19 protein-coding genes are annotated in these 24,128 nt (G+C 47.1%); 17 read left to right on the top strand and 2 right to left on the bottom strand.

Going from position 1 to position 24,128, the window contains the following annotated elements:
* The first annotated feature begins 219 nt into the window (after positions 1 to 219).
* The 9 genes from AZ66_RS03745 (at position 220) to AZ66_RS03705 (ending at position 11,912) form a co-directional block, all read left to right on the top strand.
* Positions 220 to 1,602 carry a S41 family peptidase gene (locus AZ66_RS03745; RefSeq protein ID WP_044353641.1) on the top strand — a complete coding sequence of 461 codons (1,383 nt, stop codon included), beginning with the start codon at positions 220 to 222 and terminating at the stop codon, positions 1,600 to 1,602.
* 185 nt (positions 1,603 to 1,787) lie between these two features.
* Complete coding sequence (locus AZ66_RS03740) at positions 1,788 to 2,249, top strand: GNAT family N-acetyltransferase (protein WP_231586716.1); 462 nt, start codon at positions 1,788 to 1,790, stop codon at positions 2,247 to 2,249.
* Positions 2,250 to 2,410: 161 nt separating this feature from the next.
* Positions 2,411 to 4,081, top strand: a complete 1,671-nt coding sequence (locus AZ66_RS03735; protein ID WP_442950269.1) for an extracellular solute-binding protein — start codon at positions 2,411 to 2,413, stop codon at positions 4,079 to 4,081.
* A 263-nt stretch (positions 4,082 to 4,344) separates the two neighbouring features.
* On the top strand, positions 4,345 to 5,250 hold the full coding sequence (locus AZ66_RS03730; protein ID WP_021261095.1) for an ABC transporter permease: 906 nt from the start codon (positions 4,345 to 4,347) through the stop codon (positions 5,248 to 5,250).
* A gap of 21 nt (positions 5,251 to 5,271) precedes the next feature.
* On the top strand, positions 5,272 to 6,150 hold the full coding sequence (locus tag AZ66_RS03725) for a carbohydrate ABC transporter permease (protein WP_021261094.1): 879 nt from the start codon (positions 5,272 to 5,274) through the stop codon (positions 6,148 to 6,150).
* Between the two features lie 37 nt (positions 6,151 to 6,187).
* Positions 6,188 to 7,918: a sensor histidine kinase gene (locus AZ66_RS03720; protein ID WP_044353639.1), complete on the top strand. Its 1,731-nt coding sequence runs from the start codon at positions 6,188 to 6,190 to the stop codon at positions 7,916 to 7,918.
* Between the two features lie 14 nt (positions 7,919 to 7,932).
* Positions 7,933 to 9,669 carry a response regulator transcription factor gene (locus tag AZ66_RS03715; RefSeq protein ID WP_044353638.1) on the top strand — a complete coding sequence of 579 codons (1,737 nt, stop codon included), beginning with the start codon at positions 7,933 to 7,935 and terminating at the stop codon, positions 9,667 to 9,669.
* 361 nt (positions 9,670 to 10,030) lie between these two features.
* Positions 10,031 to 10,735, top strand: a complete 705-nt coding sequence (locus tag AZ66_RS03710) for a hypothetical protein (RefSeq protein ID WP_044353637.1) — start codon at positions 10,031 to 10,033, stop codon at positions 10,733 to 10,735.
* Between the two features lie 226 nt (positions 10,736 to 10,961).
* The gene (locus AZ66_RS03705; protein WP_044353636.1) at positions 10,962 to 11,912 is read left to right on the top strand and encodes a VanZ family protein; all 951 of its coding nucleotides are present in this window, start codon (positions 10,962 to 10,964) and stop codon (positions 11,910 to 11,912) included.
* Positions 11,913 to 12,125: 213 nt separating this feature from the next.
* Here the strand turns inward: AZ66_RS03705 and AZ66_RS03700 are convergent, their stop codons facing one another.
* Positions 12,126 to 12,878 (bottom strand): class I SAM-dependent methyltransferase, encoded by a 753-nt coding sequence (locus AZ66_RS03700; RefSeq protein ID WP_044353635.1) that lies wholly within the window; start codon positions 12,876 to 12,878, stop codon positions 12,126 to 12,128.
* Positions 12,879 to 13,316: 438 nt separating this feature from the next.
* On the opposite strand from AZ66_RS03700, the gene AZ66_RS03695 reads away from it, so the two are divergent.
* On the top strand, positions 13,317 to 14,264 hold the full coding sequence (locus AZ66_RS03695; RefSeq protein WP_044353633.1) for a serine/threonine protein kinase: 948 nt from the start codon (positions 13,317 to 13,319) through the stop codon (positions 14,262 to 14,264).
* 257 nt (positions 14,265 to 14,521) lie between these two features.
* Here the strand turns inward: AZ66_RS03695 and AZ66_RS03690 are convergent, their stop codons facing one another.
* Positions 14,522 to 16,579, bottom strand: coding sequence for a VWA domain-containing protein (locus AZ66_RS03690; protein WP_044353632.1), 2,058 nt, complete (start codon positions 16,577 to 16,579; stop codon positions 14,522 to 14,524).
* A gap of 468 nt (positions 16,580 to 17,047) precedes the next feature.
* Between AZ66_RS03690 and AZ66_RS03685 the strand changes: the two genes are divergently transcribed.
* From AZ66_RS03685 to AZ66_RS03655, 7 genes are all read left to right on the top strand, one after another.
* The gene (locus AZ66_RS03685) at positions 17,048 to 19,216 is read left to right on the top strand and encodes a hypothetical protein (RefSeq protein WP_044353631.1); all 2,169 of its coding nucleotides are present in this window, start codon (positions 17,048 to 17,050) and stop codon (positions 19,214 to 19,216) included.
* Between the two features lie 131 nt (positions 19,217 to 19,347).
* Positions 19,348 to 19,773 (top strand): hypothetical protein, encoded by a 426-nt coding sequence (locus AZ66_RS03680; protein WP_021255435.1) that lies wholly within the window; start codon positions 19,348 to 19,350, stop codon positions 19,771 to 19,773.
* A gap of 151 nt (positions 19,774 to 19,924) precedes the next feature.
* Positions 19,925 to 20,380, top strand: a complete 456-nt coding sequence (locus AZ66_RS03675) for a J domain-containing protein (RefSeq protein ID WP_044353630.1) — start codon at positions 19,925 to 19,927, stop codon at positions 20,378 to 20,380.
* Between the two features lie 212 nt (positions 20,381 to 20,592).
* Positions 20,593 to 21,171 carry an FHA domain-containing protein gene (locus tag AZ66_RS03670; protein ID WP_044353629.1) on the top strand — a complete coding sequence of 193 codons (579 nt, stop codon included), beginning with the start codon at positions 20,593 to 20,595 and terminating at the stop codon, positions 21,169 to 21,171.
* 64 nt (positions 21,172 to 21,235) lie between these two features.
* Complete coding sequence (locus AZ66_RS03665; RefSeq protein WP_036620547.1) at positions 21,236 to 21,757, top strand: FHA domain-containing protein; 522 nt, start codon at positions 21,236 to 21,238, stop codon at positions 21,755 to 21,757.
* 14 nt (positions 21,758 to 21,771) lie between these two features.
* Complete coding sequence (locus AZ66_RS03660) at positions 21,772 to 22,623, top strand: PP2C family protein-serine/threonine phosphatase (RefSeq protein WP_197081648.1); 852 nt, start codon at positions 21,772 to 21,774, stop codon at positions 22,621 to 22,623.
* A gap of 155 nt (positions 22,624 to 22,778) precedes the next feature.
* A partial coding sequence (locus tag AZ66_RS03655) for a PP2C family protein-serine/threonine phosphatase (RefSeq protein WP_044353627.1) occupies positions 22,779 to 24,128 on the top strand: 1,350 nt, incomplete at its 3' end.

Genomic DNA, 24,128 nt, shown 5'->3' with positions numbered 1-24,128 from the left:
TGTCTGACGGGTGGAGATTTCTACTTGTTGGGCAGCTTTTTGTATGTTTTGCAGGTAATGAAATCCATGTGATGTAGAAATGACTTATAGCACGGGTGTATTACCAATTTATTCAAATGGAAACGTTCGATTGTATGATATATTGTTGTTTGTACCTTCCTTATATAAAAATAAATAGCTCAGGTATATAGGAAACTTAGGGAAGAGGGTCGATATCATATGAAAATGCGATTAGTAGGGTTTCTATTATTTATCGCCATTATCGGGATTGTCATTGTTACGGCACTAACGTGGAATGATAGCGTTACGGAAAAGGCGATTAGCAAGAAAGAAAAGCAGCTTCACGAACCTGCGGTTCTAACGAAGGAGCAGCAAAAAGCGATCAAAGACATCGAATTTTTGTATAACAAAATTGCAGATATCCATCCTGCCACCGCGAATGGAATACCAGAGGAACTGAAGGCCCAATACGAACAAGTATTAAAGGAAATTAAAGAAAAGAAAGATCAGATATATCGCAAAGATATTTACTTCTGGGGACATTCCGTTATTGCTCAACTGCATGATGCCAATTCAGGTTTTGTAACCAGTTTAAGCTTTCGAAAGCGCAACATTCCCATTCTATATAAATGGTATGAGAATGGGGTGTATATCTACCACAGTAATGAGGAAGATTTGAAGGTTGGAGATGAAATCATTGCCATTGGCGACAGAACAGTCGAAGAGTTGGCCCAAGAACTTAGCAAATATATCCCTAGTGATAATGAGATGTTTTTGCTCGCTTCGTTGGAGATATCACCCTTATTGGCTGAAGAGGTGTATTTGGAGAAGTTAGGTTTGATTGAAAATAAAGATTATGTTGTCTATACCATCATGAGGGATGGGAAAAAGCTGCGGCAGCCGGTTAGGTTGCAGGTGAAGCCTGTTTCGGTGGGATATCCTTCGAATTATTCTCAAAATATAGATAAAGACAAAAACATAGCTCTATTAAAAATGAATATGCTGAAATCAGATGATGTGTATGATGCTGAATTAAAAAAGTTCTTCTCTTCTGTTAAGCACAATCAAATCGACAATGTCGTGCTAGACCTCCGTGATCATAAATTCGTTGGGAATCCGAATGCTATTGTGAAACTGCTCCAATATGTGAATGTGCAGCACTATCAATCCTTTGGAGTAACGCATAATTCACAAGTGGCGAACAGTGGAGGGAACATAGAAGGAATGGCAGAAATAATGCGTTCAACACAGAACAATAATGTTCATAAAGAGCTTGTATTTGAAGGGAAACTGTATGTACTTACCTCCAAAAATACATATGGCGGAGCATCATTGATGGCGGCGATCTTGCAAGATAATAAGATTGGGCAGGTGATTGGCGAAACGCCTGGAGGAAATGTGAATGCATACGTTGCTTCCGTAAAATTCGATCTGCCAAACAGTAAATTTTCCATGTATTTGTCAAGTAGACAACTCGAAAGACCGGATGCTTCCAAAGGAGCAGCGCTTGTCCCTGATTATGTGGTGCCGTCAACCTACAACAAAACAAAACATGTGGATGAGCAGCTCGCCTTTGTCGAACAACTCGTGAACAAGAAATAAATAATGCGTACACCTGTCCCCAGCGCTTCCATGCGTCTGGGGATTTTCATTGCAATGGGCAAGAAAGGTGGAGTCTGAACATAAGTGAATAGGTGATTCGAAGCTTCCACCCATAGATCTTGTCAGGTACAATAAATGCAGCAGCACTTCACAACAATTACCATTCATAAAAGGGGAGACAAGGGATGGTGTATATACGCCAAGCCGTAGTGCAGGATGTTCGTATACTTAGTGAGCTTGCTTATGCATCCAAGGCATACTGGGGTTATGATGGAACATTTATGGAAGCTTGCCTAGAGGACTTGACGATTACCGAGGCGCATCTTACAGCCGCTCAAATATTTGTTGCCGAGGAGAATCAGCTGATTCAAGGATTCATTGCGCTCGAACAGGATCTTTCTCAGAGGGACAGGGGTTTAGTAACCTATTTGTTCATTCATCCGAAGGCCATCGGTCGCGGATATGGACAAGCGTTATGGAATCGCATGATCGACGCTGCTAGGGATCTGGGAATACGCGCGGTGCTCGTACATAGCGATCCCCATGCGGAGCCTTTTTACGTACGAATGGGGGCTAGACGAATTGGGGAAATCGCTTCGACGGTATTCCCTGACAGGCATCTGCCTGTACTAGAAACCATAGTCTAAGATTCCATTTAGATGGATGCGGAACAACGGGCGACAAATCATGTGCACCACAACAGTTGTATATAGAAGTAAAGACCAGTATATGGAATGCCCTTCGAACTGTATCTACAATTAGAAGTGGGTCTTCAATACACATATTAGGAGGGTCAGACGTGAAAAGAATGCGGAATATGTTACTAGCACTTACGCTTATCTTGAGTCTCGTCGCAACAGCTTGCACAAGCAAGACAGCTGAAACATCTCAGCCAACATCAGATAAACCAGCAGAAAATACAACAGCAGAGAAACCAGCTGAAAAACCAGAAAATACAGTAATTGAAGCATCTACGGTTCGTGCGAAGGATCCGTATTTGAAATTTGATGCAGGTGAAACGTACGACAAGAACGCCGTGTATGATGCACTTGAAAAAGATATTGGCGTCAAAGTCACGAATAAATGGATCGTGGATGGGGTTGTAAGTGGACCTCAGTTCCAAGAGAAGCTGAAGATGGCGATTGCAACTGATGACTTGCCAGACTTCTTCCCAGCTACAGCAGCTCAACTGCAGCAGCTCATCGAAGCAGACATGATTCAAGATTTGACTGAAGTGTATGACAAATACGCGACAGACGAAACCAAGGAATTTTTGACGCGCGATGGTGGCCTTCAGATGAAATCCGCTACATTCGACGGCAAGCTGATGGGTATTCCGGAGTCGGGTACTGCGTTCACGCCTCAATTCGTCTGGGTTCGTGCGGACTGGATGAAGAAGCTGAATCTGCCTGAACCGAAGACGATGCAAGACTTGATTAAAATTATGGAAGCGTTTGCGACTAAGGATCCAGGAGGTACTGGCAAATCCTACGGTCTTGCGTTGAATAAGAAATTTGATGATGGTGCGCTTGGTCTAATCGGCTTCTTGAACGGCTACCATGCTTACTTGAAGCAGTGGATGGATGATGGCAAGGGCGGATTGATGTATAGTGATATCCAGCCTGAAATGAAGGAAGCCCTTCGCTCCCTGCAAGATTTGTTCAAGAAGGGTCTGATTGATCCAGAGTTTGCAGTTAAAGACATGATGAAGGCTTCTGAAATGATCTTCAACAACCAAATTGGCGTTCTCTATGGCGCGGAGTGGACTCCGGCTCATTTGGCTCAAGGTGCAGTCAAGGACGGCAAGGTTGTTCAAGATTGGAAAGTATACCGTCTACCATCCATCGATGGTACGGAAGCGTCCACACAGAGTGAATTAGGTACAGATAAATATAACGTTGTATCGAAGAAAGCGAAGAATCCAGAGGCAATGATTAAACTGTTGAACAATTGGATCGAAATTGATAACCATCCGACAGAAGCGCAAAAGGTATACGAGTTCGGAAAGAGCATGAAGGAGAGCGGCAATAACTACTGGCAATTGAGCCCAGTTATGGCGTTCAACCAAGGGAACAACAACGGTGAAATCTTGCCGAAGGCAATCGAGACGAAGGATGAAAGCTTGCTGCAAACGAAAGACCAAAAAGGGCGCTATGCTCGTGCAATGAAGTATGTAAACGGTGAAGATATTAGCATGTGGTGGGAGATATTGATTTCCGGTCCAAATGGTGCGGTATCCAACACGCCATATTTGAAGGAGCACAACCTGTTCCACCGCAACAAATTCTACGGCGCTCCAACACCTACAATGGTTGAGAAGCAAGAGCTCTTGCTTCGCAAGCGTGATGAAATCTTCATGAAGATCATCATGAACCAAGCTCCTGTCGACGAGTTCGATAAATTTGTTGAGGACTGGAAGAAGCTTGGCGGCGATGACATGACGAAGGAAGTAAACGAGTGGTACGCAGCAAATAAATAATTTCATGGGGAGAGCGGAGCATGTTCCGCTCTCTTTTTTTTATTGTGCTAGTCACCGCCGCAAAGCATTGTAAATACGCAGATCGGATGTGGTTCCATTGGCTTAAAGCATACAGGAGCATGTGGAAACGCAACAGTTGTATATAGAAGTAAAGACCAGTATATGGTATGGGGTTTGTGCTGCAACTACAATTAAGATAGTTCTTCATTAGATATGAGGCAATCTCTTCTTTATAAATTATAACTACAAGTAGGTGGAGCAGAATGAAACAATTATCTCGGATGTGGAAGCGAGAATGGCCGTTGCATATGATGCTCATTCCCGCGCTGATTTTCATCATTGTGTTTAGCTACATCCCCATGATGGGCATTTTGATGGCATTCCAGAAGTATATCCCGACAAAGGGGCTGCTGGGATCGCCATTCGTGGGATGGAAGAACTTTAAGTTCCTGCTGGATTATCCAGATATCGGACGCATCTTCTTCAATACCATTTATATCGCTGTCATGAAGATTACCGCTGGCTTGGTCGTGCCGATCACGATCGCCATTCTCTTGAATGAACTCCGCAAAGAATGGGTGAAGCGGACGTTCCAGACGTTAGTATACTTGCCGCACTTCTTATCTTGGGTCTTGCTTAGCGGTATTGTCATTGATGTTCTTTCCCCATCTACAGGGGTTGTGAATCAATTTCTCGGTTTGTTCGGGATCAAGCCAATCTTCTTCTTGGGAGATAATAACTGGTTCCCTTATGTCATGGTCGTTACAGACGTGTGGAAGGAATTTGGCTTCGGGACAATCATTTATTTGGCGGCGCTTACAGGGATTAATCCTGCGTTGTATGAGGCTGCGGAAATTGATGGGGCTGGACGGTGGAAGCAGACCTTATATGTTACCTTACCGGGCATGCTGCCGATTATCGTACTCATGCTTACGCTCAGCATCGGTAATGTATTGAATGCTGGATTCGATCAGATATTCAACTTGTACAATCCACAAGTATACGAGAGTGGAGATATTATTGATACCTTCGTCTATCGAATGGGTGTCGTGGAATCACAGTATGGCTTTGCCACAGCGGTTGGACTGCTGAAGTCGGTTGTTTCCTTTGTTCTCATTACCGTATCGTATTTCATGGCCTATCGCTTCGCCAATTACCGCATATTCTAGTCAAGGAGGACGATCATCGTTATGAAAAAGTCGTTAGGCCGACGCATTTTTCTCGGGTTCAACTTTCTGTTTCTTGCCATCATCTCGATATTATGCCTGTTGCCGCTCGTTCATATATTAGCCGTGTCCTTCAGTTCGGGGTCAGCGGCATCTGCTGGTAAAGTACTGTTATGGCCGGTTGAATTCACAACTGCGGCATATCAGAACGTATTCGGCAAACCGGAATATTTGCGCGCCTTCGGGATCACAGTTGAGCGTGCAATATTGGGTACAGCCTTCAGTATGTTCTTGACGATCATGACCGCATATCCATTGTCGAAAGAGACATCACAGTTCCGTATGCGAACCGTATATGTATGGATATTCGTATTCACGATATTGTTCAACGGCGGCTTGATTCCATGGTATATGACTGTTAAAGCAGTCGGTATTATAGATACGATATGGGCTTTGATACTACCGAATGCGGTTCAAGTATTCAATATTATTCTCCTGCTTAACTTCTATCGCGGCTTACCGAAGGAGCTGGAGGAATCGTCGAAGATTGATGGAGCAGGGCATTTCACAACGTTGTGGAAAATCTATGCGCCGCTTTCGATTCCGGCATTGGCAACAACGGGGCTCTTTACAGTCGTGTGGCACTGGAACAGCTGGTTCGACGGTATGCTGTTGATGAGCCATCCGGACAAATACCCACTGCAGACATTCCTGCAGTCAATCATTATTAAGATGGACTTGCGCTACCTGAAGCCTGAAGAGATTGAATTGATGCAGAAGCTGTCTGATCGTACAAGTAAGGCAGCCCAGATCTTCGTTGCTGCATTCCCAATTCTAATTATATATCCATTCTTACAGCGATTCTTCATTAAAGGAATTGTAATGGGAAGTGTCAAAGAATAATAGTAGCCGAAACCTCCAAATGTAGGGAGAAAATACGATGAAACTATTATTCCGCTTAAAAGACTCTTCCATCTTCATGAAGATCATGGCTGTATTTCTAATCGTATTGCTCCCCCTCATGATGATTACGTTATTCATCAATGAGCGGGGAGCTAATAGCATTCAGCGGGAAGTATCGCGTTCTACCTTAAATACCACAAGCTTCTACCTCGACTCGCTCGATAAGGAAGTTGAACGAATTATCCGTTACTTGCCGAACTATGTAACGGACAACGATTTGCTGGAGTTGGCGGCGTTAGGAATGGATCTGACTGACTATGAGCGGGCCAACAACATTACGCTTATTCAGAAGCGTTTGGAGCTCATGAAGAATTCAAGTCCGTTTATTCGCGAAGCCAAGGCATACGTACCGAAAATTGACCGTACGCTGCTCAGTCAGCAATATGACACGACGCTCAATCGAGAGGAATTTGCTGCCATGCAGCATGAGAGTCCTTTCTACAGCAAGCCGTTCATATACTGGAACGATCGACTTTTTATTACCCTGCAATACCCGACCACTACATTCAAGGAGCCAATCTATATGGTTGGTGCAGAACTGTCTGTTAGAAAGATCAAGGAAGCACTCGATCAGATTGCGGGCTCTCTGAATGGAGAGACGATGCTGCTGAATGTAGAGCACGGATGGGATATTCGCAGCAATGAACAGTCGACACTGTACGATTCAATGAAGGAGTTTATTCAACAGAAATGGAAGGAAGAGAAGCGCGAAGGCTACGACATCGTAGAGTATGACGGAGAGCGATATTTGACCGTTTACAAGTATTCTGCCGTTTGGAGTTCTTACTCTGTAACCTGCATACCGGAATCAACCGTTCTGGGGCCGATTCAGAAGTATCGGCAATGGTTCTGGTGGGCATGTGGATTGGCTGTTGTGGTAGCGCTGTTTTTCTCTTACTCCTTGATGAAGCTCATGTATCGACCGCTCATGAAGCTCATTCATGCGTTCAGGCGGGTGAAGCAGCTTAACTTGACGCCTGTTCCGATTGATCGCGGTCATGATGAGTTCGGATATTTGTATCAGGCGTTCAATGATACCGTGCACTCGTTGAAAACACTCATTGAACAGAACTACGAGCAGCAAATTCGAAGCCAGCGCTCGGAACTGAAGCGGCTTCAATCGCAAATCAATCCCCATTTCTTGTACAATTGCTTCTTTGTACTGTGCCGGCTTATTAAGTCGGAGGACAAAGAGAAGGCATACCAATTCTGCTTGTATATCGGCGAGTATTTTCATTTCATTACCCGGAACGATGAAGATGAAATTCCGCTAGAGATGGAAGTGAAGCATTCCTCGACCTATGTGGAGATGCAATCGATCTGCTATGGGGATCGGATTCAAGTGTTCCTCGACATCGAGAGCCAGCCAATACGTGTACCGCGTCTTGTGCTGCAGCCGATCATTGAGAATGCCTATAAGTATGCATTCGGCAATATGCGTGGAGCAGGAGAGTTGTGGGTGCACAGCGAACAGGTTGAAGATGGAGTTGTGATCAGTGTCGAAGATAATGGAGTTGACTTAGACGATGAGAAGCTGAATGAGCTTCGCAATCGCCTTGCCAATTGTACCAATCACATCGATGAGACGACAGGGCTAATTAATGTACACAGGCGGATACAGCTTCGCTATGGAGAGTCATATGGATTGGAATTGTCGCGTTCTGAACTTGGCGGACTGAAGGTACGTATACATCTGGGGCTTGAATAAAGGAGGAGATCGATATGCGACGAATGCTAATCGTGGACGACTTGCCTATTATCGTGGATGGTCTGCTGGAGTTATTTCAGGGCATGGAACATCTTGAACTCGATATTTTGAAAACGTATTCGGGTGAAGAGGCATTGGATATAATGCGTAAGTCCTCTTCGCCCATAGATATTGTTATCTCTGATATTAAAATGCCTGGCCTGGAAGGGATTGAGCTGCTTCAAAATATTAAGCAGAGTTGGCCGAACTGTAAAGTGATTTTCTTGACGGGCTATAATGACTTCCAGTATGTGCAAAGTGCTATGGTTCTTGGCGGATTCGACTATATCTTGAAAATTGAGAGCGATGAGAAGATTATTGCTGCCGTTGAACGGGCCATTGCTCAGCTTAACAAGGAATGTGAGCAGATGCGTAGGCTGGAGCAGGCGCATTATCGGATGCGGCAAGCGCTGCCGCTGCTGCAGAGAGAATATGTATGGGAGCTTCTAGAGGGCAAGGCGGAGATGCTGAGAGGGATTGAGCGTCATTTTCAAGAATATGATATTCCGCTGCGTGCCGATCTGCCTGTCATGATGGTGGTTGGCAAGGTAGATGCTTGGAAGAATTCCTTCAGTTCACTTGATAAATCCTTATTGCTGTATGGCGTTCAGAATATCGTCGAGGAGTATGTCACCCCGTATATGGAATTCTTTTCCTGCCCATTCGAGCATTCCAAGCTTGTATGGCTGCTGCAGCCGCGAATGACGCAAGTCGGCAATCATCGTTATTCCTATTCCAGTTATGAGTCTCATGAGGATGTGATGTCTGAATCGGAAATATGGAAATCGTCGCAGGCTCGCCTGAACGGAGTCATGGGCATGATTCAACAGACCTGTCAGCGCCTTCTGCAAGTAACGGTATCCTTCGCACTCAGCAGTACATCGACGGAATGGGCAAGTGTGGCGGAACGATTCCAGATGCTGAAATATTGCTTCGTGTCAGGGGAGCGGCTGCCTAACGAAGTTATTTTGACGGATTCCGATATTCTGCAAATGCAAGAATGCGGGGACGGCACGGATACACAAGATTACTTTCAACATAACCGAATTCAACTGCTGCTGAAATGTCTGGAGAACAATCATCGCAAGGAGTTTTATGAATTGTTCCTGCGCATTACGAAGGATTGGAACAATGAGGAGGAGAGCAGCTATGCTCGGAAGATGGCGTTGTATCATTCCTTGTCGGCGCTGTTCCTATCCCATTTAGGAGAGAATCCGAAGTTGAAGCAAGAGGTTGGCGCGAAGATGGATATTAGTTTCTTGTACCAGAAGAAGGAGTCATTCACATGGCTTGATATGAAGAAATATTTCTGGGAACTTGCTGATCATTTGTTCGAGCGGCAAGAAGGAAGAGAAGAACAAGTTCCAGGTGAGCTGATCAAGCGAGTTCATCGGTACATTGCCAATAATTTAACCCATGATATCTCGCTGATTGCGATTGCGAATGAGGTAGGGTTGAATCCTTCCTACTTATCTAGACTATATAAGCAAATGACAGGCATCGGTATATCCGATTACATCAATGATTATCGCAATCTGCAGGCGAAGGAATGGCTGCTTAACACCTCGAAGAGGGTCAATGAGATCGCGTCCGCACTTGGTTATAATTCGGCACTGGCCTTCATTCGCTTCTTCAAGAAGCAGAATCAGATGACACCGCTTGAATATCGGATGAAACTGCAAGAGAAGAACGTCAGAGAGGGAATGTCCTAAGGCTCTAGAGCCCTAGAGCGTAGAGATTTCCCAGCAGTGCGGCAAGTAAAGTTCGCATGTTCGTAAATTCGGAAATCGTTGGCCGGATACAGCTTTCGGCCGCGCATTCGCAATCGGATGCATGTTCATTTTTGCAAGTTCTCTAGACCTTTAGTCATGGCAAGCTTGGCTGGAGGTCTATTTCTTTTGTTCTGCAATTCTTTTTCCACAATTAGGTTGGCCTCTCCATTGGATGTTATTTATAATGAGTGTTATATGCCTGTAAATGGCGGGCCATATGAATCGGAATGCCGTTTTTAGCGGATATGAACTATACGGAATGTGAAGGTTTGGTGTGATAGGTGATAGGAGGTTTAGCGGAATGAGGGGAAAGATCGGTTCTTTTTTGAAATTTTGCGGCGGTTTTCTCATATTTGCGCTTGTACTTAGTATCCTTGGGATGCTTATGGATCGATCTATGTTTCGGAAAGATTATCTAATGGTATGTCTGCTTGTATTTCTTCTACCTGGATTGGTGCTCCGAAAAATAGGGGGCAGTATGAAGAAAAAAGCAGATGAACGCGAGCAATTGCGACAGCTAGGGCTTAATCCGCCTAGCATGGCCTTCCAATCATTCCTGCGATTTGCAGGAGGATTTCTTATGTTCTTATATGGGATCGTATGGTTTGGTATGATCGTGAACTGGTCGACGCAAGGAGATAAGTTCAGGTTGGCTGCTCTTTTTGCGCTGCTCTTTTTCACACCGGGGGTATTGCTCTGGTGGGCAGCATCAGGATTGGAGAAAAGGTCACAGGAGCGCTTTAGTAGAGAGCATCTAGCTTATTTCGAACAGGAGCCTGTGCCAATGCCTTCGTATGCGCCAACAATTGAGGAGATCGTTGAGGAACCTCCAGCGCAGCCGATTCGTCGTGCAGAAATGGAAGCAGCAGCTAGTTCGACTGTACCACAGACTGCACCACAGCTGCCGAAAATGATTGCATGTTCTAGCTGCGGCGCACAAACGAGCGTATCTCCTAGCTCCACCTCAACTTGTGAGTATTGCGGTTCAACGGTGACTTATCGGTAAGCATATTATGACGTAAAGATAGCAGCCAGGGGATAAATTCCTTTGGCTGCTTTTATTTTATACAAGTAATTGAGGAGATTTATATGCAGTAAAAAGTGATTTAATCGGGCTCTGCAAGTGACTAGATTGTCACCTTCACTGTCACTTGAAAGTCATTTTAGACAGATAAAATGATATCCATAGCTATGGAGGTTTGACAATGGATATTTTAATAAAGGAGTAAACCATGACTAAACAGCAGCGTAAAATGATGTTGGGCATAACCATATGCTATACATTTTTGATTCTTTATTTTATATTTCTAGCTTTCGGTAGAGTAGGTACCATAGATCACAAGGATGGTTACACCTTTATTCTTATACCGGACAGTTTTTTTAGGCTGCCAAGTGTATCAGATCTTCTACATCCTACTCTGATGGACTTGGTGGGCTTTGGAAACGTCGCGGCTTTCATTCCTTTTGGCATTTTGATTCCGTTGTTATATCGAACGAGTTTTATTCGATTCATTGCATTGTTCATCCTGTCCATTCTCGTGATTGAAACGATTCAGGCACTAACATTGCTCGGCACCTTCGATATTAATGACGTAATTGAAAACTCATTAGGCGCAGCAGTCGGATTCTGGGCGTACAAACTTGGCTTTCGTACAGCAAATATCCGAAAAAATATAGCCGCCGCGAGTATTTACATTGTTGTCCTTATGACTGTGGTTTGGGGGAGCTTCGGGATTGTTGACAAGGCGTTCATCCATGATTTGGGTCCCTTTGTGGCGTTGAACGAACTGAAAGACAGCACCGGAAATACATCAATGGGCACAAAACCATACAGTTTCAAAATTGGCGGACAAACCGTAGAACCCAAATATAATGTGTATCGTATTGAAGGCAAAAATACGGAAACATACACGTATTCGTTAGGAAATAAGGAGCTGTATCTCTCCTTGTATTATGGAGTTCCCGATCAGAAGGAGTTGCAGGGGAGAATAAGTGTGTCCGTTGATGGACATGAGTTCCTGTCTGCGTCTGCAGAACATCAACGCCATGAGCCGGAAATATTCACAGTTTATCTCGAAAAGGCAAATGAGCTAACGATAACCATTGAAGGAAATGAAACGGTGTGGGATGTTGCGTTTAGAGAGATGAAATATTATTGGAGTTGGGAAAAGCGCGAGCAATAAGGCGAAATCCGAATGCTGTACAAGATAAGGTGAATCATGTCTAGATTGTACATCGATAGAAGCTCGCCGACTAAATAAGCAGCCAAGGTATAAATGCCCTTGGCTGCTTTAATTTATATGACGAATTGTATATGAAGTGCGAGAGTTACCATTAAATAATCCTACATGCGCAAGGATGGTCTACAAGAGTCATCGCTCAATTCGTATGATGGATTAATGCTTTCTTGCAACGATGGCGAACCGTTGTTCATTCGTACGAATGCCTTTGTCCGTCCTATTGTCGGCAACGAATTGCTTGAAAATGCGCATATCGTCCTCGAATTGCCCGAAGTTCGGTATCGTTGGCGTATGTGTAAGGATGAACATCAGATCTTCTTCGGTCTGATAATACTGTGTCAGATTGATTTCATAGGATTGGATATTCATGAATCCAGCTTCGCCAAGCTCTTTCTGATATCGACGCAGCAAGGTGCCTGAAGGAACACCGTAGCTTTGTCCTCTGCTGAATGCCTGCTTCAGGTTGAGCTTGTTGCCTTCGCTGATTTGTTGGGTTAGGAACACGCCATCGTCCGTCAATACCCTAGCAACTTCTGCGGCATTGAATTCGGAATGTCGACATGTGATGATGTCGAAGTGTCGATCTGGGAACATAAGCTGCTCTGCATTCATCTGCATAAAGCGTACATTGGGCTTCTGAGCTGCTGCCAGATTCGCTTGTGCCGTACAGACCATGCTTGCAGAAGCATCGATTCCAACGAGCAGAAGCACTTGACCTGCGATCGGCAGCACAGATTCACCGCCACCTGTACCGATGTCGAGCAGGATGTCCGACTTGGCGCACAGCTTGCCAGCCTCATGGAATAACTCCCAATTCGTCCCCTCTGTAGTTGATTTCACTTGACTGAAATCCCAACCGTTCAGCCTGCCTACTTGATCATAAAATTGTTTGTAATCGAAAGAGTTCATATTGATTCCGCCTTCCAATAGTATGTGAAATTGGTGGGGCATACGAGTTGTCAGATCGGTAGGAACTGTACAACTGCATATCCTCCTGAATGGATTCCATTTCGTTACGCGGCTCTCTGGTTCCGTTAGGTCAAAAGGGCAGACTATCCCCTTGATAGCTGGTACGCGTTTTGACCCAGCCCGGAACCTACATACCTCGAACGTTGCGGAATGACATCCATTTCACCTCATTGGAAAGAATGGCATGATTATATCATGGAAAAAGTTTGAGGGTCAAAGCATTATCTCTCTTGGTCGTTATCTCATAGAATTCGATAAACCATATAAATCTAATATAGAAAATATTGGGTATTGTGTTACAATAATAGATACTACGTGTCTGCTGCCGGACGTTGCAACTTCCTCGTCCCAGTCAGGCCAGAGCTTCTGGAGGAAACCGTGAAACCGGATTATGCTGACATTTGTTTGAATCGAAATGTTGTGCTTCATCATTCCTATAAAGTGAAGAAAGTAATCGCTTGCAGCGAGATGGCCAATGTATATGCGGGACGGAAGCAGGAGGACGGAACAGCGGTCATCGTGAAAGAGTTCTACCCGAGGCAGGTAGCTCTTCGCGATCTGGACAAGCGAACCGTGCTGTGCCGTGTACCCTCTGTTCAACGGCAGTATGATGAGCTGCGGGAGGCCTTCCTGATGGAAATACAGATGCTGCAGCAATTGAGCCACCCGAACATCGTTCGTCTTGTGGATTATTTTGAGGAGAACGGGACGCATTATATGATAATGGAGTATTGCAAGGGCATCTCGCTTGAGCGGTTTGTTGAAGAAGGCAGGCTTGTTTCCGTGGCCGATTTCCTGCGCGATACGATACTGCCGCTCGCATCTGCGCTTGAATATGTCCATGCGCAAGGCATCATTCATCGCGATATCAAGCCAGCGAACATTATCATTGGAGAGGACGGCCAGCCGAAGCTGCTCGATTTCGGTTCTGCTATATACTATGAGAAGACGGGGCATCGGATTTTTACGAGCACGGGATATTCGCCGCTTGAATTCTATTCCGAAAAATCACAGCAGGGAATCACGTCCGACGTATACAGCTTTGCAGCTACGATGTATTTTTGCCTAAGCGGCCGCACGCCGAATGATGTGACGAGGCGCTTGTTCCAGGATAATCTGGAATCTGTCAGAAGCCTAAACCGCAGCGTCAGTCCACTGATGGCGCGCACTATTCGCAAGGGACTAGCGGTTCGCCCAGATAAGAGGCATGCTTCCATGAAGCAGATGAAGGCCGCACTGCATGCGGAACGAATTCTGCTGGCTATGGTTGAGTGCTTGCTCGGCAAGCACAAGCCGCGGCAGCAGGATGATCGCAAGCAGGCTTAGAGGTAGGAGATGGATGCAACTACGTTCGCAACAGGTCATGTTGTACGATTTACATCAATATAGTGTGTTAGGTAGCATTTATAGATTTGCTGCATAAAGCGCAACATGGCGTAACGATACCTTATTTATAAATAATGAGAGTCTGTCCGATGTGGGACAGACTCTTTATTTACTTATTGAAATCTAGGTTCTGCTAAACTGAACCGGGATACTGATCTGTATCTATTTCCATTGCCCCTGCCAGTTGTCGATTTCATTTAGCGTGACATTGCAGACGAATCCGCATACGATACAGCGCCCTGCTTAACAGCTTTGAAGCGCAGCTCGATCTCCGTTATCCCATCCTCGAACGTAATGTACAGCTTATCATTGTATTCAAGCGTTTCCGTATCGTTCGGCTTAACGGGCGTACGTCCCTTGGCCACCGTACAGTTGGTACGGTGCTTGATTCGGAGCGTACCGTTCTTGCCAGCCTCGAACAGGATATAGGCAGCTTCCGGCAATGGCTCATTCACGTCTAGGCGGGCAAACAGCTGCTGGAGGCTCACCTTTCGCGTTTTGCCGAAAGAGGTGAGTGGCCAGTACTTAACGGGAACCTCGTTGCCGCTTGCCGTATTCAAGAAATACCCTTCCAGCCTTCCAGTGAACGTCGGCTTTGGACGCAGCAGCATGTATAGTGCGAATAAAGCAATCAATGCAGCCAAAGCAGAGCCGCCGATAATCCAATAACGTTCCCACAACGAAGAAATCTGCACGTTCAGCTTTCCAGTAACCGTTCCCCCCTCAGGGTCGGTTGCCGTTACGGTTATTTCCGAAGAGCCGGAATGCAGCGGGGACAGGTAGAGCGTCGCACCGTCTACACGTGCCTCCATTCGATTTTTATGATCGCTGGAGACAATCTTGTACGTCAATTCATCACCGTTCGGATCGGTGAAATAATCCCCGAAATTCAGTTTCGCCTCGCCATCTTCCTTCACGATGCCAATTTGATTCTGTCCAGACAATACCGGCGCTTTATTGACGATTTCGAGCATGCTGCCTGCGGTTTCTCTGAAGAAATGAGGCCCATTCATGACGACAGTCCAGTCGTATTTCCCTGATGTCCGGAAGCGGTGCTCCGCCGAGAAGCCTGTCCCGTTGTTCGTCATCTGCACGCGTTCTTTCTGCTTCGTCTGACGATTGGTGATAACAAGCTCTGCCTGTACGTCCATGTATACATCCTTATCTTCCAACGGCTGCTTGTTTGATAGGGAATACAAGCCAGCCGCGAAGGCTGTCGGCAGTCCTTTCGTCGCTTCCTTGGAAGTCAATTCCCCGCCTGCCCGCATGTTATAGCTGCCAAGCAGGTTCACCTTTACAACATCGCCTGCCACTCCCCTGAACTTCAATAGCAGCTCGCCTCTGCGAGGCTCGGGAATCTTCATCAACGTATATTTGCTGGATTTATAGAATCGCGCATTCTTGGTGCTGTTATAGAGCTGAGACTCCAGCAAAGGGCTCTGAGACAGCAGAATGAGATTGGCTTCCGACATGCTGGAGTTCGGAAGAGGAACCTTTACTTCCTGCATGCCTCCAGTGGCCGTTAACGCGGCGATCGGTACGAGAACTGATTGGATTTGATCGGCGAAAATGCGGTTGAATATATCAGGCAGCTCTTCTGCGCTTGTCGTGACATACGAAGTGCCGCCGGTCTTTGCGGCAATGGTCTTCAGCTGCTTCTCATTCACCGAGCCGTCATGATTCAGGCCGATGGTGTAAATACGGTATCCCTGCTTGTTCGCCTGTTGAATGACGCGCTCTACGTCTTGGTTCGAGTCGGCGATTGTTCTGCCCGTGTAAGCATTGCCGAAGTCGGTGCCTCCGTCGGACAGCAGAATAATGAATGGCTTATGGCCTTGTCCAGTTCCTTTCCCCGCGATCTCGGCTCCCTTCTTCAAGCCGAGGCCTAGATCCGTGTACCCATAGCGGCGCAAGCTGCTGATCTGACGCTTCAGCTTCTCCTTCTGCCTGGGCTCAGCGAGAGAAGTTAGCGGCTCCGAGGCCACGATTCTGTCGTTATAGGCAACGAAGCCAATACGCGTGCGTTCCGAATCGCTCATGTCCATGAACATATTGACGACTTCCGACGCAATGCCTTCCTTGTCGGTCTCGTTCATGGAATAACTGACGTCCATGACGAATACGGCATCGATTCCTTGTGCCGAATCGGCCTGAGCTAGGGAAGTGCGAATAGGTATTAGGGATGATGACGTTAGAAATAACAAGCAGGTCGTAAGCAGGAAAATCATAGATTTGAAAATACTTCGTCTATACATAAAAGCTATATACCCACCTTTTAACAAAAAATATAAATATTTTTTGCAGTGATATAAAGTATTTGTTAGATTATACCGAAATATTTGGGAAAAGGAGGAACAGTGTCTGTGGTGCTGGGCAGTTGGTACTGTCATCCTATCTCAAATCATCGGAAATAAGTACCAAAAAGTGAAGGGCTATCGACAAATTTTTTTCTTGATTTGGGTAAATCAAGGGGATTTATAGCGAATTTGAGCGATATATAAATAATATTGACAAATTTGGGATGTTCTCACTAAGATTTAAATAGAACTAATCACCCAAATTATTGAAACTGTATTTGCGAAGGTATGATTTCTCTTGCATATCTAGTGCGAGAAGACTATTGCAACGAAATAGAGAGGAGGAAGCATGAAGCCGTGCATACCAGTCCTAGCTTATGCGTTCAAGCGTAAGTTTCAGTTGGTTGCCGTTTTTGTGCTGACATTATGGACATTATCAGTCAAACGAACCGAGCCATGCTTTTCGAGGAGATTAACCCGGAAATGCTGGATCTGCTGACCATCGTAGGTGATGTCAAAGGAATTGACAGCCTCAGTGACGACAAGATCAAGGAAGTGAACGAGCACCTGCTTGTTCGGAGCTTTGATGAGTTCCTCGACAAGTTCTCTCCGAGCGTGTATTCGTTCTACAATGCAGCCAATCAGAAAGTGATGTATACGCTGAAGAAGCCGGAAGGAATTGCCGAGGACTGCATTTCGGAAATTAAGATCGACCAGAACAATGATTTCCTGAAAATGCTGTTCACCCTGATCGATACGAAGCGCAGTCAGGGAATTACGAACGTCGATTTCAAGTTCGAGAATTTGCTCGACATGATTTCACCGAAGAAGGTGATGGACGATATTCGCCAAGTGCGCAAGGAAATCCATTACTTGTACGGCCAGTATGACAAGCTGGATGAAGGGGATCCGAAGAAGCTTGATTTGGGCGATAAGCTGAACGGGATGTTCGAGGACGCCAGCAAAAATTACAACAACGTGATGGCTATGCTGCCGCTCGCGATTGAAGATATCAAGACACGGCTCTTGCTGGGCGGCTCGCGGGAGGAGAATCAAGCCGAGGCGATCCAAATCGGCATGCTGACGATCGGTGAGTCAGGCGAATTGAAGATCATTGAAGCGCCGAAGAGCGACAATACCGAGCTGATGCTCTTGGATGACAACAGCGGTACCGAGCTTTCGAACGTGTTCGGCGAAGATTATGAATCCATTACAGAGACACCGTCTTCTTACGTGAAGGATTTGGTAGTGCGTACATTCTGTCCGCTGCCAGCGGTACATAACGAGGTCGATACGGAGACGGAAGTACAAAACTATAATACGTATTTGGAGTTCTACAAGAATGCGAAGGATGACTTTGTAAAAACAGTCAAGCCGCTCGTGGAGAAGATACTGGGCGTACGGATGTTCTTCGATCAGTATGCGACCAAGAACAAGGGAATGCTTCCGTCCATGCTCATCACGAACGCGAAGCTGGATATGACCGTGAAGAGCAGCAATATTCCGCGCTTGGAGACGTATCTGAACACGGTGAACTCAAAGAATGAATTCTCTGACACGATCTGGTTCGGGATCGTGCCGTCCGTCGAGCTGGAATCGGCCGGCAAGGTGAAAGTGTCCCGTGAACGCTTCCGCGGCAACGGCAAGACCGTGAAGCAGGAAGGCAACACGATGGAATCGCTGTCGATGCTTCTGCAAGTCGTGAAGGACTATAAGGTGCAGGTATTCTTCAACTTCGAATCTGGAGAAGAGACGACCTTCAACAGTCTGGCAACCACCGGTCTCGACAAGTATATCGACAAGTGCAGTAGCATGGTTCGCAAGGAATACAGCGAGTTCGCCATTCCATGCATCCCGAACTTCACCATTATTCCGAAGGATAAGTCCGGCGTTGTCATCGATAGCCGCATGCTCCACACGGAGGACGGCGTCAAGCTGTCCCAAGATAAGGAAGACATCTTGAAGCTGTGGATCGAGGGCGTGTACGTAGGCGCCGCTTATGTTGCTGCCGGGGTCGTTGCCGCCTATCAGTGTCCTGAATATTTGCGCGAATCGTTCAAGAACGTCAGCCGTGACTATCCGGGCGTACGCTTCGATATTGAAGTAAGCGACCATGCGCTGCGCGCGGTTACGACGATGGCGAAGGAGATTACTGGATTTACGAACAACATCAAAGACGCGATCAACTATAAAAACTTTGGCTTCGTCTTCTCTTCCGAGAATGCGCAGCTTCAGGATAAAGACATCAAGCGAATCACGGTATACAAGGCCAGAAGCATGGCGTTGACCGAGAATGGCTTTGATTCCATATACAAAACGCTTGTCAGCACCTATATCGAGCGGATTCTCCGCTTCCAGACGGGTGACTTCAAGCATGAGAACATCGTGAAATTCTTCAGCAATAATCCGAGCAGCCAAAGGAGCAAGTGGCTTGGTACGCGCGGCTTTGTCAACTCGATCATTCAAGACGGGGATGACATGTCCTATGTGATAGACGACAAGAGCAATCTATGCCATATCGATCTTGTGTTCAACGGCAATGTGAAGAATCTCGAAGTCATGATCACGAAGGGCACTACGCCAGTTAAAGCCTAATGATTAGAAGCTTGGCTGGCATATGGAAGCGTATGTTAGAGGCGTGCTTCAAGCGCGCCTTCCAACATAAATCCCGTAAGCATTCCATGCTTGCGGAACCTAAATTATTTTCATTCAAGGAGGCAAAATTCATGGGATTCATACTTAGAGTAGAAGGCGCAGAAACGATCGAGCTCGGCATGGACAACATTCAGAAAGTTGTGTATGACACGGACACACCGAACGATTCCAACGCAAGATCGACGGACGTGGGCGCGACGCTGCGCATTTCCGGCAAAATTATTACGGCGACTGACGGTGACAACGCTGACGACACGAAGAAGCTGGCATTGTGGTCGCTCGTTCCTGCCGAGAAGGCGGACTGCTACCGCAAGGTGACGCTTGAGGTTGTCGCTGCGGATCAAGTGGTGCGCAAAGTGTATTTCCCGAACGCATTCGTGGTTGACTACTCCGAAACTTACGGGGACACGGAAGGCGTAGGTACATTCACGCTGTACATCAAACAAAAGAAAGACAAAACCGAACTGGCTACAATCGATGGCGGTTACCCGGTATAAGCAGGTACGGCCTGTTCTGGTGGCAGAAATGCGGACAACAAATATTAAGAGGCTTACAGCCTCTTAATATTTTTATCCGGTACACTGGGAAATTCGTGAGAGCCATTGCAATATTTTGTTGAAAACCGTTAGAAAGGCAGGGGCGAGGCGAATGACGAACTATTATGAACTTCTGGGCGTACAGCGGCATGCATCGCCTGAAGAATTGAAGAAGGCATATCGGCGGCTCGCCAAGCAGTATCATCCCGACGTGAATGGGGGAAGCAGCGAGGCGGAACAACGGTTCAAGCAGATTCATGAAGCCTACGCGGTGCTTCAGGATGAGGCTGCACGGAAGGCTTATGATGATAAGCTGGGTGGCATGGAGCGAGACTCCGGACGAAATCATCAATCTACCCATTCAAAAGGGAGAAATGCAGCTTCTGGAGAAGCGGCAGGAGAACGGGCGGATTTTGATCCACGGAACGTGGAAGCCAATTTCGCGCGATTTTTCGGCTTTGATCCGAAAACGAAGAAGCCAATGCAGAACGGCGGCAAGGACGCGGGGAATCCGATAGATACGTCCGAGATGTTCCAACGCTTTTTCGGTATGAACAAGAAAAAATAGAGTGGCTCTGCCGATTGCCTATGCAATTCGGGTACGGCTTCGGCGACTATACGCACGCGGTATGGTATTTTCGGACGAATATGACGAGGCAGAGTGACATGTGAGAACAGCTCCGAACAAGCTAGCAAAGCCATCGTTTTGCTTTAGGTACGGTGCTTTTTTTTGATAAAAGGGATGCACATGAGTTGAGCGAAGCAACGGAGGAATGAGATGTGAGTAAGCAAAATAGCAGCGATCAAGTTCACCGTCATGCCAATCGAAAGAGCGGGTGGATCGCGCTCATTGATATAGGGGTTGCAGCCATTGTGGTTGCTGCTCTGTTATATGTGTACATATGGAACATCGATCCCGTCCTGAAGGCGGCGGTCGGAGTCCTTCTGGCGATCTCGATAATCGTGTATGCGGCGCGACGTTCCGGTAGTCGTGAAGCAGGCCGGCAGGACGAAGTCGACACCATTGCCAAGCTTGTACTCCTGAATGATGAGGGAGAGAGCGTAAAGGAATGGTACATCCATGGCGAAACATCCTTGCTTATCGGCAAAACCGGTGCAGAAGGCGAGGTTGACATAGATCTGTCGGATTCGGAATATGCGTCGCTTATTAGCAAGCATCATGCGGTGCTCAATTATGCCTCGGGCCAATGGTTCATCGAGGATCTTGATTCCCGCAGCGGGGTTGGCATTCGAACGGCTGGGGGAAAAAGGGCAAATCAACTGGAGCCGGAGGAACCATGTCGGATTCATTCCGGAGATGTCATCAGCATTGCCAACACGCGGTTACTGGCGAAATAACGAACGATATATTGACTTCATGATCATAAGAGAACTATTCAAATTGACGGGGGAATGAAGAAAGATGAGTCTGACAAGATGCGCTAACGGACACATGTTCAGTACGAGGAAGCATGGAAGCATATGCCCTTATTGCAGCATATCGGTGGAACAGCCGCAAAACGCGGACGCGAAGAGGCCGCCGCGCGTGGAGGACAATGAGAAGACGATGCCATACCTAGGGGAAACGACCGGCATCGAGCCGGTTACCGGCTGGCTCGTATGCATTGAGGGCCCTCAGCTTGGTCAGGACTATCGGATTATGGCGGAGAAGAATTTTATCGGGCGCGCAGAGGAGATGCATATTCGCATCTTGGGCGACAATGCCATCTCGCGCAGAAATCATGCGGTAATCGTATATGATCCGAAGAAGCGCAATTTCTACCTGTTGCCAGGAGATGCCTCAGGACTTGCTTATCACAACGAAGAAGCCGTTTATTCGCCGGTGGAGTTGGCAGCGTATGACGTTATTCAGCTTGGTCGCAGCAAATTTATCTTCATTCCGCTCTGCGGCATACATTTCGAGTGGAATCACAATATGGGTTAGGGATGATGACCACAATGGATGTACAGAATTGGGTACCGTATCTGATCGTGTTGACTTGTACAGCTGCAATTCTGCTTCTGCTGGGTGTGCGGCGCCGGCTGCTGCTGGATACAGTGAACCTTGAGCCAGCAGCGTCCGGCATGCCGATCGGCAATGGGCAGACGATTGGCGCCCGTGAGGAGCAGGACGATTATTTCGCCAGCGTCACGACCGCACACGGTACGGCCGCCGTACTTGCGGACGGCATAAGCGGCCTGGCGCACGGCAGAATGGCGAGCACGCTCGCGGTGACCGTATTTATTCGAGAGTTTCTCAAGTTAGAGCATATTCGGGAAGTCCAGAGCTTTTTCGCGAAGGCGGCCAAGATAAGCAATACGGAAATTTTGCGGAATTTGAAGGGCGCTCCTGGAGGAACGACGCTGGTAGCTGCCGTCATTGCGGATGATCTCCTGTACTGGGGGGCTGTGGGTGACAGTATGATCATGGTGTTCCGGGAAGACAATTTCATCCGCATGAATGAACGTCATATTTTGGAGTCGGTGCTGCAGGAACGCTTCTTAACGGGGCAGATCACTAGGGAAGAAGCAATGGAGCACCCGATGAAGAGGCGGCTCATCAATTACTTGGGGTATGAGAATTTCAAGAGCATCGAGATTGGCAGCGAGCCGTTCAAGCTGCAGCCGGGAGACCGGATCCTTCTCTGCAGCGATGGGGTGTACAACACGATGACGGAAGTGGAATTGGAGCAGATTCTGTCTAAGCCGATTTCACCTCACGATGCAGCCGAGGAGATCATCGAAGCGATCGAACAGAAGAGATTGATCAATCAAGACAATGCGACCATTGTCATCGTGGATAACGCATGAAGCCTGCTGTTCCTGGCTTCGGTAGATTTCTGAGAGAGACAGATCGAATCGACCACTTTACTCGCTTTTGATTGTGTGAAGGCGAGAATTTCCTTTTTGAACACGAGCTCCGTGATAGGTATGCGAATCATGGGACAGGAGAAGCGGGGGTAAGGATGAGAAAGGAGAACAGCGACTTTAAGACCAGCTTCGTGACGGAGGCCGGTTCTTTTCTACATAATAAAGACTATTTCGCCTATGTGGAGCTGGATGATATGGCCTGCTGGGTCATCGCGGACGGCTTGGATTCGGACATGGAAGTGGACAGTGCCGAGATGGTCGTCAAGAGCATTCTTGGTCGATTTACGGAGAAGCCGACGATGTCTTCGCTGCGGTTGAAGCATTACATGCAGGAAGCGCATGAATGGCTGCGAACGGAGAGCAAGCGCGTGCGCCTTAAGGCAAGCCTGATTCTGGTCGTGACAGATTATGCGAAGATTCGCTGGGTGGCAGCGGGGAATGCCCGCCTGTATCATTTTCGCGGCGGACGCTTATTCGGTCGCAGCAGGGATCAGAGCTTGGCACAGTCCATGAAGGATGCCGGAGAAATCTCGGAAGAAGCGATGGAGGTTCATGAAGAACGCCACAATCTTCTTCAGTATATGGGGCAGCCGGAGCGTTTGGAGCCGTACGTGTCGAAAAAGGTTCCTTTGTCTGAAGGAGATGTTCTGCTGCTGTGCACCCCTGGCTTGTGGGAGGATGTCAACGCAACGGAAATGGTCGACGGATTAACGGATGCGAAGGAGCCAGAGGATTTCACGGATACGCTTGAAGACGTGCTGCTCAGCAAGCAGCGGCAAACCGTGAGCAATTACACGGCTGTTGCTGTATATGCGAACAAGGTGTTCAAGGAGGATCCGAAGCGTAAATGGCGTTTGCTGAAGAAGTGGCTGTTGGCCCTGATCGTGCTGCTGCTGGTTGGCGGAGGCGCGACTTTCTACTTCGTAAAGCAGGCGGCGATCAAAGCGGAGAATCTGGAGAACATGCTCGAATATCAGAAAAGTGCAGACATGTATATGAAGGATAGCGATTATCCGAAGGCCATTAAGGATTACAGTGAGGCGCGCAATATGGCGATTCGGTTGAAGGACAAGTTCCACCGGGACTTTTTCGCGAAGAAGCAGCGCGTGATGCAGCTTATGGTGGATGGAGATGAAGCTTTCAAGGGACAGGACTTCGCGAAGGCGCTGGACAAATACGGGAAGGCGCAGGAGGAAGCAAAGCCATACAAAGAGTTCAATCATAAGCAGCTGGAGGAGAAAATAGACCGTTCACGCACGTACATGCAGATTATGAGCTGGGTGCAGGAAGGGGACAAGAAGTTCGAGGCCCAGGATTATGTTGGGGCGCGCAGCTCTTACCAGAAGGCACGGAAATCCGCGCTTGAGGAAGGGTACACCGACGGTGAGAAGGATATCCGAGCCAAGCTCGATTCAGCGGAGGAGAAGCTTACTGGTTTGCGGAAG

This window comes from Paenibacillus sp. E194, assembly GCF_000935845.1.
Lineage (GTDB): Bacteria > Bacillota > Bacilli > Paenibacillales > Paenibacillaceae > Paenibacillus_B > Paenibacillus_B alvei_B.
The sequence above is the reverse complement of the archived record's forward strand: the minus strand, read 5'-3'. Positions and strand labels throughout refer to the sequence as shown.